Origin of the sequence: Bacillus sp. 196mf (assembly GCF_003217275.1) — a bacterium.
Classification (GTDB): Bacteria; Bacillota; Bacilli; order Bacillales; family Bacillaceae_G; genus Bacillus_A; species Bacillus_A thuringiensis_S.
Window position 1 is genome coordinate 103,322 of record NZ_QJTG01000007.1, and the last position, 12,217, is coordinate 115,538.

Consider the following 12,217-nt stretch of genomic DNA (forward strand, 5'->3'; position numbering starts at 1 on the left):
GACTATTTCTTTACTAAAGATATACAATCATTCTTTAATCCACGGCAATTGGTATATAATAGCTCTAAAAAATAAAGACTGTACCTTTAAAATGAAAGATACAGTCTTTATTAATAACTTTTTTTATAAAGAAAACTCTCTATCACTCACTACCTTAAAAAACTCCGAGTAATGTGATAAAGAATAATCCGCTACATCACAATTACCTTGAAACATACATGTTGAAATACCTAATTCTTTTGCAGGTAATAAATCTAATTCTCTATCTCCAATAGCTAAATCAATATTGTATTTTTTATGCAGATGATTATAAGCTAAAGAGTTTGGCTTTCGAGGAAAGCCATCGTCAATTGTAACCATATCTACGAAGTATTTTTCCCAGCCGTAATATTTTAAAATACCCATAACCCCTTCCCTATGTTTATGGGTCATAATCACATTTTTATTTGCAAATTTCAAAACCTCTTCGACACCTGCAAAAGGTTTCATATCTTTTGACGTGAATTTTCCCTTCAAAACTTTAATCTTTTCTTCCTGCTCGCATGAAATATTATAATACTGAATTGCATGAGAGTATGATATTTTTAAGTTTTTGTATATTTCTTGTTTTTCTACTGAATCACCTAATATTTCAGAAAGCATCATTGTATATGCAGGATACGTATCAAATAACGTCCCATCAAAATCCCATAAAATATTCATTCTATTCACCTTCTATGTTCAAATCATTTAATGACTAAATCCGCCCTATCCCTCGGCGATTCCATTTCTAAGTAATAATCCTCTGCTTTCCAATACCTATTTTCAAACTTTGAAAGGTTTTTCTGTGTCTCCTCACTCTCACGTAGAAACCTTGTCTCTCTTGGACAGTCCAAATAGACCATATAATGAAAGAAATCTCTCCATTCTTTTCGCTGCAGAAAAACTCCTTCAATAACAATTACGCCTACAATAGGAATCTGTACTTTTTTCATTTCACATGAGTCTGTTTCCTCTTGATAAAAAGGCAAAATTAATTTTGTCTCATGTTGTAACTTCTGAAAAAACTTCTGCCTCAAGTATGTAATATCCCACTGTAAACAATAATACTCATACCATTCTTCATGGTTTGTATAATAGCGTCGATTACGCTCCACTATATGATCATCAATATGGAAAATATGAAACGGAATGCCTTCTTGTTTCATATTTTCTTTTAAATTTGCTACGAATGTTGTTTTTCCTGAACGACTTAAACCATCTATACCTAAAATGAATCTATTTTCCCTATGATTCTTCATAATCGTTATAAGTTCGTTTGTACTCATTACTTCATCCACTCTTCTTTTAATAAAGAATATAAAATGGTATCATGAGCAACTCCATTTTGAATCATATGTTTTCGAAGTAATCCTTCTTCTTGAAATCCTGCTTTTATTAACAACTTTTGAGAAGCTTTATTTTCTACATATACAACCGCTGCGATTCTTATCAGTTGCAGCATTTCAAATCCGTAAGCTAAAATCGCTTGTAATGCTTCCGATGCATATCCTTGTCCCCAATATGTATCATCTAATTCATAACCAATTTCAGCTCGTTTATGATTATTATTAATTAAATGAAATCCGCACGTTCCGATTAATTGGCCCGTCCCTTTTTTCTCGATTCCCCAGCGAAATACACTGCCCTCTTCATAACGATTTTTAAACGTTTGAATCGTTGTTTTCGCTTGCTCAATATTTTCAAAAGAATCCATTCCGAAATAACGTATAACTGATTCTTTCGAAAAATATTGGAACATCGTTTCTGCATCTAATAGTGTAAGTTCTCTTAAGAGTAAACGTTCTGTTTCTAGTTTTGGAAATCCCATCTCTCTTTCTCCCTCTATTCTAATGAACTGCAAATTTCAATATAATTTCCATCTGGATCAGCAATGTAGGCAATTGTTTGTCCCCACGGTTTTACAATAGGTTCAACTAAAATCTTGATTCCTTGTTCTCTAAATTGCTCAATCGTTTCTTGTACATTCTCAACAACGAATCCTAATTCGAAATGAGAAGACTTTAATTCACCTTCTGTAAGCGGTAGTCCTGTTAATTCTTTCACATCTTGCCGCGTATTCATCGCTAAAATGGTAGTTCCAGTATTAAATTCAATATATGTACCATGCTCTGCTTTTATAGGTAACTGTAAAATATCTTTATAGAATTTTAAACATTCCTCAAACTTTTCTACATATAAAATGATGTACTTCATTTTCAAATCCATTTTACATCCCCCTTTATATCTATCCCTAAAATTTCGACAAAAGTCTCACAAAAACCTTGTTCCTTGTAGTAATGAGCAAAAAAAATGAGGCCGATTTCTCGGCCCCCCAGCTTATTGGCATAAAACAGGAGATTTGGTTTGGACATAACCAGTTCGTACTTTTATTATATTTTATTTTTTCTGAATTTTAAATACATTAAACACCTATTTATATTGAGAAAGTTTTTTGCTTGCATAAAATTAAAGATTTTAAGAAATGATACAAATGGAGGTGTATACATATGGAACCAATGCTATGTCCAAGCTGTAAAACGAATCGTACTCGCTTTAATATTCTTGAACAACAAGTAAAACCAGTCAAATTAAATCCACAAACTGGTCAAGTAGAAGAAGAATACACAAATGAAACGATGAATGCTTTTCATATGGCCTATCAAGGACCTACATACCGCGTCCAATGTGCTGTATGCGGACTTGTTGAAAACCCAGAACAATTTATTAAACCTGCGCAAAATCAGTCTTTCTAATAAAAACATTATTATCCCTTGTAGAAATAGATTTTTCTATAAGGGATTTTTCCATTTAATAAGTTAATTAAAGATGTATTTCTTCCTTATTATATATTAAAACCACACCCCTTTGGTAATATTTACATAAGGGGGGTATAACAAACGATTTTAAATAAAAAGATAATGCTTCCATCAACATTTCTACTAGTAACTTGCCACATAGTCATCTTTTACTTTTGGATCTTCGATTTTGAAAAAATAACGACTCCTTACGGTCTAACAATATGGATTGTTTCTACTATTTGTGGTCTTTTACTTTATTACCATTTTAAAAATCAAAAATCTAATAAAGTGATATTTATTGCTAATTCTTTATTATTAATTATTTCTTCTTCATTTATGATTTTTTTAGGTATTGTTACTGGTATTATCTTTGTAACTGTTAATTCTATGAATTAAAAAGGTAGTCTTTTATTATGTAAAAAAGAATGAACAAAATAAATATATATAAAGATTAGAGAAGATGATTTCCCAATATATCTTCTCTAAGAATATCACTCTTTGTTAAAATATTTCCTTTTTCAATTTTTTAAGATTTCTAAATAAATTAATAAACGCATATGAATATATACAAACTAAAAACCCTACCATACCTCTATATAATCCTGATTCTGATACTCCAAGAAAACATAAGTAAAGCACTGGAATTAACGTTACAAACATAATTGCAACGAACTGTATCAATTCAACAAGTTTTTGTATCTTCGTTTCTTTGTCTGAATAAATATCAGGTAACTCATTTTCCTCGTCTACTTCTTTACAGAAATAATTCCATTTCGCAAAACTCGTTACATGTTTCCAGCCACACATTTCATATATATCAATATATTCTAGTTGTTTTTCTTTCGAATCTTTATAATCCAGTCTAAAATCCGCTTTATATATTACATCTTTCGGTTCAGTTTTCTTAAACGTATACATTACATTATACTTTTGTAAAGCCCATCCTTTTTGATGCATTTTTCTTAAAAAAGCTTCTTCTTTTTCCAAGCTCCATATCGCGAAAGGTTTGAATACCTTCTTTGTCTCCATATTCCATTCACTCCCCTAATATACTATTCCCATTCCTTACAGATCTCTGTAACCTGTTATACTCGAGCTCTAACACTTCTCTCCCAAACGTTGTTAACTCATAGCACTTCTTTCTATCTGTAGAGGCAACTTCAACAATTAATTTTTCTTTTAGTAATTTCGTCGTATTCCCGTATAACGTACCAGGACCGAGTTTTACTTCTCCATTTGTCATCTCTTCTACCATTTGCATAATTCCATAACCATGCATTGGCTTTACAAGTGACAATAATATGTAGTATGTCGCCTCAGTTAACGGAATATATTTTTGCGCCTTCGCATTCATTATAACTACCTCCGATACATCGTCTTATGATATATCGACTTACGATACATCGTATACCGATATTGTATAATCATATTCCAAAATATGCAAGCTTAATTTAATAATTAAATATCTATTTCTTTGAATTAAAAAATCATACTAATTTTCTGAATAATTTGTTAAAATATAGAAATATTAGCTCTTTTATACTGAAAGGAATGGTACATATGATAAATAAATTGAAAGAAAACATAGGATCTGTGTTTGTTGGTAAAGAAAACGTTATTGATCTACTGCTTGTTTCACTGCTTGCTGATGGACATGTACTACTCGAAGACGTGCCTGGTACTGGGAAAACGTTACTGGCGAAAACCATTTCAAAAAGTATTGGCGGTAGTTTTTCTCGTGTTCAATTTACCCCTGATGTACTTCCAAGTGATGTAACAGGTATTGAATACTTTAACCCAAAAACAAGTGAATTTGAGTTAAGAATTGGACCCGTTATGACAAACATTTTGCTAGCAGATGAAATTAACCGTGCAATGCCGAGAACACAATCTAGTTTGTTAGAAGCGATGGAAGAGCGACAAGTGACGCTTGAAAAACAGTCTACTCCTCTCCCAAAACCGTTCTTTGTTATTGCAACACAAAACCCAATTGAATCACAAGGGACTTTCCCTCTTCCAGATGCACAGCTTGATCGCTTTTTAATGACGATTTCAATCGGTTATCCAACTCCTGAAGATGAGTTACAAATGATGCGACGTTTTCGTAACGATATACCGCTAGAACGTGTCACACCTGTTATCTCTTTAGAAGATATATTAGAATCACAGAAACGAATAAAAGAAATTTTCATATCAGAACCGTTAGAACATTACATAATTAAACTTGCACAAGCTACTCGAAATCACGATTACATCGCTAACGGTGTAAGCCCACGTGCCACACTTTCTTTAGTGCGCGCAGTTCAAGCATTAGCCTTCTTACGCGGGAGAGAATATTGCACCCCTGAAGATATACAATTTTTAACTCCTTTTGTTTGGAATCACCGTATTGTCTTATCAATGGAAGGTGCCCTGCGCACAACTAAAAATGATATAATGCAAAGTATTTTAAAAGAAGTTGACGTACCTGTGGAGATTGAGCAAGTATGAATGGACAGCGTGTTGTAACTGTACCTTTATTTTTTCAACTCCATATTATTCAACTAACTGTGCCAGGCGCTATACTATTTACGTTTTTTATGCCGCAACGAATTATAATGTTTCTCTTTTTCTCCTATTATTTATTTGCGATTTTCATTTATAAATATGTCGCTTACATAGAGAAAAAATTTGAAGTTATAAACGAGAGAGAAACAACTCGGCTTTTCCCTGATGAATCTGGAAAGTTTTTTATTCATTTGAAAAACGGTGCACATATCCCTCTCGTTAATGGTGTTTGTTATTTTCATTTAGATTCGTCTCTTATACAGCATAAAGATCAAGGAATTGAACGAATATCAAAAACGTTATTCTCTTTTCCATTTTCACAACCTGCACATTCGGCGCAAAAATGGGATTTAACATTAACCGCAACGAAACGTGGTGTGTTTCAAATTGAACAGTTCGAATGCGTTTTAAAAGATCCTTTTCATTTATTAAATGTACACTTACCTGTTTTCGATAAGTTAAAAACTGAAATTATTGTGTATCCTTCTCCTAAAGAAGTAGCAGGTTTGCAAGAACTTCAGCAACTTCTAACTGGTTCTTATCGAACTAATTTTTCTTTTTACAATGATGAAACATCTATTATCGGTGTAAAGCGATATGAGCGTGAGTCTTTCCGCTCTATTCATTGGAAGGCATCTGCTAAAATGCAAGAATTACAAGCGAAGCAATTTGAACCTGTAAAAAATTATAGTTGGACGATTTGTCTTTCTTTAGCTGCCGATCGTGGATTTGGTTGGAAAGATAATGTTGAAGATTTAATTTCATTCGCAACATACATTTGCCAATATGCAACGAAGCATCACATACCGTTTGAATTATTTATTAGTGTATTAGCAGAAGGTGGTGCATTACATTTATCGTTACATGAAGGGCAAACACAATATGCAAAAGCTTTAGAAGAATTAGCACGTATTTCAGATGATAGTACGTTACTTCCGAAACAAGGATTCCTTCATTATGTAACGAGAAAGAGAGAACGTTCGTCTACAATGATATACATTGGTTTACAGAAAAATGAACTCCCTCTTCTCTCGCAGCCAACGTTCCTCATTAATAGCGAAGGGATGGTGGAATCGGTTGAAAACTTGGCTCTATCACGTTAATGACTTTATTTTGCTTCTCCTCCTTTCATTATTAACAGAAAGGGATGACCTTGTTGCTATTGCCATATTTTTAGCAACAGGCTATATAGGTGTATTTCTTATTCATAAATTTATGAATAAAAAAACAAACGGATTTGTCATACTGTTCATTACTCAAATAATTGGTTGTTCTTTCCTTCTCCCATTCTCTCTATTCGGCACAATTATGTTACCGCTTTTCTTCTTTATCGTACATGTAGTCGGACCAGGATATCCAGTTCAAAAATCGTTAGGCGGTATTGTTTGGTTTAGTATTTCAGCCATATTTTATGCGCCCTTTCCACCTTTGTGGAAGCTGTTACTATTAGTTATACACATTATGATTACATTTTGGTTAACTGGGGCAAATCGGAATCAACAGTTATTACGTTTCATTTCTATCATTACGATTGGTGTAATGAGTATAGTACTTGTTTTAGTTTTTCCTTTTATTCGTCTTATTTTTAGCTTTATCACAGAAGTAGTCGCGTTAGGAGTCGGTTATGTTATAAATCCATTTCTCATAGCAGCTGAATTGAAAGATACTGAAGGGGTTTGGGCAAGTAAAGGGCATCTCTTAAAACCTAAAATTGAAGACAATGGGGAAAAACTTCCTGATTTTGACCCCACACTCATAAATAGCATTACCATAATAGCATGTACAGCTATCGCTATTTACGTCGTTTGGAAAATAGTAAAAAAACGAAAACAATTCAGTTTACCAAATATGCCCGCCTTCGAATCTACTATTATTACTAATAAAGAAGGAACAAACCAAAATCGTTTTAAACGAAATAAACCGCCGCATAACGAAATTCGGAAGGAAATTTTCAAGCTAGAGAGTAAGTTAACCCCTCCTTTAAATAGAAAACGGGGAGAAACTGTTGAAGCTTGGCTAGAAAGAATAAATGATGAAGAAGATGTAAATATTCAAAGTGATATTATTATAGATGCTTATAATACGGTGCGTTATTCAAATGGTAAAAGCATTGTACTTCTGCATGAATTTAAGGAAGAGATTCATAAGCTTTATGCCTATCAGAAAAGTTTGAAGAAACGAAAGAAATAACGTAACAAAAAGACTCCTATATTCATAGGAGTCTTTTTATACTTCTACGCTGCTTTTTAAATGGAAGCATTCTTCCCTGCTTCAATTTCTAATGACTCTTCATGCCACCAAAGTGTTTCTTCAGGGTCTTCTTTAGCGATTAGGTGTGCTTCTTTTTTCGTTTCTACTGTAGGATATGAACCTTTTAGCGCACGCCCTGAAGTCGTAACAAATAATACACTAAATACAACTAATCCAATAATACTTACACCCGTCAAATAAAATGCTGGCGCAAGCGGGTTACCAGTTGCATGAACTAAGTATGAGCATACGAGCGGTGTTGTTCCACCGAATATTGATACAGAAATATTAAATGAGATCGAAAGTGCTCGATAACGTACATCAGTGAAAAAGAGTGATGGTAATAATGAAGGTAATGTTCCTTCATATACACTTAAGAAGAAACCTAGTACGAAAATACCTGCAAATATAGCTGCAATATGTCCGTTACCTATTAGTAAAAATGCTGGAATTGCAAATACAGTTAAACCAAGTAAACCAATTTGCACGACGCGTTTATTACCAATTTTATCACTTAATTTACCAAAATATAGTGCTAGTGGAATCATAAGTGCCATCGTAATAGAAATAATTAATAAGCCCGTTGTTTCTTTGACTTTAAGTACTTGAGTTAGATAAGAAGGAATATACGAAAGAATCATATAATTCGTAATATTAAAGAAGGCGACAATTACTGTGCTTAATAAGAAGTCTTTTTTGTGATATTTAATAATATCCATAAATGAAAATTGTTCATTGTCTTCAGATTCCTCTTGTGCTTTTTCCATCTCTTCAAAGATTGGAGATTCATCTAGATGACGGCGTAAGTATAAACCGACCAAACCAATTGGTGCAGCTACTAAGAACGGAATACGCCATCCCCAGCTGAGCATTTGCTCATCTGTTAACAATAACGTCAAAATGGTAACAATTACCGATGCAGCAATGTAACCTGAGAGTGTTCCAATTTCAAGACCACTACCGAGTATACCACGCTTTTTATCTGGAGAAGATTCTGCGATATAAACCATTGCTCCTGAATATTCGCCGCCTGTAGAGAAGCCTTGAATCATTCGGGCAACTAAAAGTAGTATTGGTGCCCATACACCAATTTGTTCATAGGTTGGTAGTAATGCGATGAATAATGTAGAAAGTGCCATTAAAATAATAGTAGTACTTAACACGATTTTTCGGCCGTACTTATCTCCTATTCTACCAAAGAATACACCTCCGATTGGTCGAACGAGAAAGGCTGCTGCAAATGTACCGAATGTAAGTACAAGTTGCAATCCACTATTATCAACACCTGAGAAGAATAATTGACTTAAGATAACCGCTAAATACGCGTATAATCCGAAGTCAAACCACTCCATTGCGTTCCCTATACCAGTAGCAATTACTGCTTTCCTGGCTTGTTTAGGATTGACAATATTAACGTCTTGAGGTTCAAAATTTAAATCATTATTTTGTTGCATATAATAAAACAGCTCCTTATTTAATTTAACTTCTTTAAGCACACCTTCTCTTATTGAATAAAATTAATTCGAAGCACTTAAGGAAAATTAACGTCTCCTTATCTGTTATTATTGTTTCACATAATTAATTATTTGTCCAATGAGATGCTCTCTATGTTAAGTAATTTACTATTTTAAAAAGCTGAAGAAGCCGCTAAAATAGCGGCTTCTTCAGCTTTTTATATTTTTTTATATTTTTTTAAATACTTGCTGTAGCAGCTATGTTATGAACACAGGAAATAAACTCATAAGTGAATGCGTCAATTTCCTCTTTCGTAATAATATACGGCGGAAGTAATCGAATAATATTCCCTTGTGTTACATCGACTAACATCCCTTTATTCATTAACTCAATCTGTAATTTCTTTACATTTTCATTCGTGTCATTCACACTTATCCCAAACATCATCCCCGCATGACGTACTTCCTGAATATAATAAGCATTTTCTTTCTGAATATCTTGCAGTTTGTCATTCAAATATAGTGACGTTTCATAAGCTTCTTGCATTAACCCATCATCAAGTAATGTATTTAATACAGTTAAACCTAAAGCTGTTCCCATTGATGAATGAGCAAATGTTGTCCCGTGATCTCCTGGTGAAAATACATCACATAACCTTTCACCTACAATAATTCCTCCTAGCGGTATCCCGCCTCCTGCTCCTTTACCAATTTGAATAATATCTGGTGTAATATTAAAATTTTGATAAGCAAATAATTTTCCCGTTCGCCCCATACCACTTTGAACTTCATCAACGACAAGAAGTACATTATATTTTTCACATAAATTTTGAACACCATGTAAATATTCACTTGATAAAGGATAAATCCCCCCGCTACCTAAAACAGGCTCTAGCATAATCGCAATTGGATTTTCTTTAATAATGGTTTCTTCTAATTGGTCTATATTCTCGCGCTCTACTTCATATACAGGAATAGATGTTTTAGGGAAATTTTGATATACCTTTTCTTGTCTCGTAAAATGCAGTGCCCCTAACGTCCTCCCGTGAAAACTATCTTTTAACACAACTACTCCATCACGCTCTTCATTCGCAATAAATCTATATTTATCAATTAATTTTAATGTTGTTTCTGTCGCTTCCGTACCAGAGTTTGTAAAAAAGACTTTTCCGCTTTTTAAAGTACAATCTACTAATTTCTTTGCATACTCAATTGCAACTGGGTTTAAAAAATGAAACGGTAAATGCAACGATTTCGCAACTTGCTCCATTGTCATTTGTACAATTTTAGGATGATTGTATCCTAATACATTTACTCCTACGCCAGAAAATAAATCTAAATACTCTTTACCATCTACATCATACAGTTTACACCCTTCTCCTCTTTCCATTGCAACCTCTGTACGACAATATGTAGACATCATATATTCTTTATCTAATTGAAACCAATCCGACATGTTAAATTCCTCCTAGTTATTTTTCCTTTTTTAACGTTCATTCTCTATATAATCGTTTATAAATTAAGTTTTAAGATTGAAATTTTAATAGTGGTTTTCTTCCACATTTTTAGTAAAACGCGTGCTTTCTCTTCCCGATATTCATTTTTCCATAATTTCTTCTATTTCAACAGGTCCACTACATATGTGTTTTTTTCATCTAGCGGTATGTTACTGCTTTGAACTGTGCGTGTCATACATAATTAAGGCTATAGAATCATATTTAGTAACATTGGACAAAAAAGATTTGGAGGCTATATCGATGGATGAAAACTATGATAAACAGGGGCAATCTATACTAGGGAAAGACTTTAATGAAAATGACGAACATAATGAACAAGCTAAACTTCACTCTCAAACAGTTGGTTCACGTGGACCCGTACTAGAGCAAGATAGTGTACTGCATGAGTCATTACAAGAATTTATTCATGAAAAAATTTTAGAAAGACCTGTTCATGTAAAAGGATTTGGTGCGTTCGGTTATTTTCAAACGATATATTCGATGTCTGAACATACTAAATTAAGTTTTTTACAAAATTCTAATGAGAAAGTTCCTGTTATGGTGCGATTTTCGTTAGCTGTTAGTACGAAAGGAACACCGGATACTGCTAGAAATGTACGCGGTTTTTCTACAAAATTTTATACAAAAGAAGGCATTTTTGACCTTTTATGTAATCACATTCCTGTTTTTTCTGTTCGTGACCCAATGCGTTTCCCTGAAACGATTCAAGCATTATTGCCTTCACCTAAAAATAACTTAATAGACCCTAATAGATTTTGGAATTTTGTCGCTAAAGCACCTGAATCTATTCATTTTGTTTTCCGTTTATACTCTAATAATGGTACGGCCAAAAGTCTTCGCCACATTCCAGGACATAGTGTTAATACATATGTATGGAGAAATGCGGAAGGTAATCGAAAGTATGTAAAGTATCATTGGTACCCATTTGAAGGTGTACAGTACATTACTAATAAAGAAGCAATTAAACTAGCTGCTGAAAATCCTGATTATAGCGGGAAAGATTTATATGATGCTATTGAAAATGGTAAACCAGTGGAGTATGGTTTATACGTCCAGCTCATGGATCCGAAAGATGAAGCTTACCTATCTTATGATCCTTTAGATGACACAAAAGTATGGGATGAACAGACGTATCCTCTCATACCAGTCGGGAAAATGGTATTAAATAAAAATCCTGAAAATTTTATGGAACAAGTAGAGAAAGTCGCATTCTCCCCTTCTAATTTACTGGATGGTGCAGAACTATCAGATGATAAAATGTTGCAAGGGCGCGCTAACATTTACAGTGATTCACAAAGAAGAAGAATTGGTCCCGAATTTCGCAAATTAACGATTAACCAACAGCAAGATTGGACACCCGCTAATCAAATTACAAGCGGTGACGGAAGGTACGTTGAAGGTAAACTTGAAAGAACTTCTATAGCAAAACAGAATGACTTTACGCAGGCTGGTGAATTTTATACGAAGTTAAAACCGATAGAAAAAGAACATCTCGCTGAGAACTTAGCTAGTGATTTGAAAGTTATATCTGATGATATTAGGGAGATCGTTTTGGGGTATTTCAATCAAGTATCAACTGATTTGAAAACAAGCATTGAGACAAAAATGAAAGAGCATTAAGAAGATTAAA

Annotated in this window: 14 protein-coding genes; 6 read left to right on the forward strand and 8 right to left on the reverse strand. The window is 33.5% G+C overall.

Going from position 1 to position 12,217, the window contains the following annotated elements; genetic code table 11:
• Window positions 1–123: 123 nt before the first annotated feature.
• The 4 genes from ATL10_RS12895 to ATL10_RS12910 are packed head-to-tail and all read right to left on the reverse strand — an operon-like array spanning window position 124 to window position 2,247.
• A complete protein-coding gene (locus ATL10_RS12895) occupies window positions 124–702 on the reverse strand; it encodes an HAD-IA family hydrolase (RefSeq protein ID WP_016512647.1) in 579 nt (192 codons plus the stop codon).
• A 23-nt stretch (window positions 703–725) separates the two neighbouring features.
• Window positions 726–1,307, reverse strand: coding sequence for a kinase (locus tag ATL10_RS12900; protein WP_016512646.1), 582 nt, complete (start codon window positions 1,305–1,307; stop codon window positions 726–728).
• A complete protein-coding gene (locus tag ATL10_RS12905) occupies window positions 1,307–1,849 on the reverse strand; it encodes a GNAT family N-acetyltransferase (protein ID WP_090977717.1) in 543 nt (180 codons plus the stop codon). The genes ATL10_RS12900 and ATL10_RS12905 overlap by 1 nt, the downstream gene beginning before the upstream one ends.
• A gap of 14 nt (window positions 1,850–1,863) precedes the next feature.
• Window positions 1,864–2,247, reverse strand: coding sequence for a VOC family protein (locus ATL10_RS12910; RefSeq protein ID WP_000364497.1), 384 nt, complete (start codon window positions 2,245–2,247; stop codon window positions 1,864–1,866).
• Window positions 2,248–2,528: 281 nt separating this feature from the next.
• On the opposite strand from ATL10_RS12910, the gene ATL10_RS12915 reads away from it, so the two are divergent.
• Together ATL10_RS12915 and ATL10_RS12920 are read left to right on the forward strand one after the other, a co-directional pair.
• The gene (locus ATL10_RS12915; protein WP_000433609.1) at window positions 2,529–2,774 is read left to right on the forward strand and encodes a hypothetical protein; all 246 of its coding nucleotides are present in this window, start codon (window positions 2,529–2,531) and stop codon (window positions 2,772–2,774) included.
• Window positions 2,775–2,939: 165 nt separating this feature from the next.
• Entirely contained in the window at window positions 2,940–3,215 is a 276-nt protein-coding gene (locus ATL10_RS12920) for a hypothetical protein (protein WP_043315281.1), read from the forward strand.
• A gap of 105 nt (window positions 3,216–3,320) precedes the next feature.
• Here the strand turns inward: ATL10_RS12920 and ATL10_RS12925 are convergent, their stop codons facing one another.
• Together ATL10_RS12925 and ATL10_RS12930 are read right to left on the reverse strand one after the other, a co-directional pair.
• A complete protein-coding gene (locus tag ATL10_RS12925; RefSeq protein WP_313886351.1) occupies window positions 3,321–3,776 on the reverse strand; it encodes a DUF2812 domain-containing protein in 456 nt (151 codons plus the stop codon).
• 79 nt (window positions 3,777–3,855) lie between these two features.
• Window positions 3,856–4,173, reverse strand: coding sequence for a PadR family transcriptional regulator (locus ATL10_RS12930; protein ID WP_000991893.1), 318 nt, complete (start codon window positions 4,171–4,173; stop codon window positions 3,856–3,858).
• A gap of 206 nt (window positions 4,174–4,379) precedes the next feature.
• Between ATL10_RS12930 and ATL10_RS12935 the strand changes: the two genes are divergently transcribed.
• The 3 genes from ATL10_RS12935 to ATL10_RS12945 are packed head-to-tail and all read left to right on the forward strand — an operon-like array spanning window position 4,380 to window position 7,556.
• Window positions 4,380–5,309, forward strand: coding sequence for an AAA family ATPase (locus ATL10_RS12935; protein ID WP_097923931.1), 930 nt, complete (start codon window positions 4,380–4,382; stop codon window positions 5,307–5,309).
• Window positions 5,306–6,469, forward strand: a complete 1,164-nt coding sequence (locus tag ATL10_RS12940) for a DUF58 domain-containing protein (protein WP_097923933.1) — start codon at window positions 5,306–5,308, stop codon at window positions 6,467–6,469. The genes ATL10_RS12935 and ATL10_RS12940 overlap by 4 nt, the downstream gene beginning before the upstream one ends.
• Complete coding sequence (locus tag ATL10_RS12945) at window positions 6,444–7,556, forward strand: DUF4018 domain-containing protein (protein ID WP_098236887.1); 1,113 nt, start codon at window positions 6,444–6,446, stop codon at window positions 7,554–7,556. The genes ATL10_RS12940 and ATL10_RS12945 overlap by 26 nt, the downstream gene beginning before the upstream one ends.
• Before the next feature lie 56 nt (window positions 7,557–7,612).
• On the opposite strand, the gene ATL10_RS12950 is transcribed toward ATL10_RS12945, so the two are convergent.
• Both ATL10_RS12950 and ATL10_RS12955 read right to left on the reverse strand, forming a co-directional pair.
• Window positions 7,613–9,070 carry an MFS transporter gene (locus ATL10_RS12950; RefSeq protein WP_001186932.1) on the reverse strand — a complete coding sequence of 486 codons (1,458 nt, stop codon included), beginning with the start codon at window positions 9,068–9,070 and terminating at the stop codon, window positions 7,613–7,615.
• A 238-nt stretch (window positions 9,071–9,308) separates the two neighbouring features.
• Complete coding sequence (locus ATL10_RS12955) at window positions 9,309–10,526, reverse strand: aspartate aminotransferase family protein (protein ID WP_001286460.1); 1,218 nt, start codon at window positions 10,524–10,526, stop codon at window positions 9,309–9,311.
• 301 nt (window positions 10,527–10,827) lie between these two features.
• Between ATL10_RS12955 and ATL10_RS12960 the strand changes: the two genes are divergently transcribed.
• Window positions 10,828–12,207: a catalase gene (locus tag ATL10_RS12960; protein ID WP_110496980.1), complete on the forward strand. Its 1,380-nt coding sequence runs from the start codon at window positions 10,828–10,830 to the stop codon at window positions 12,205–12,207.
• The last annotated feature ends 10 nt before the right edge of the window (window positions 12,208–12,217 follow it).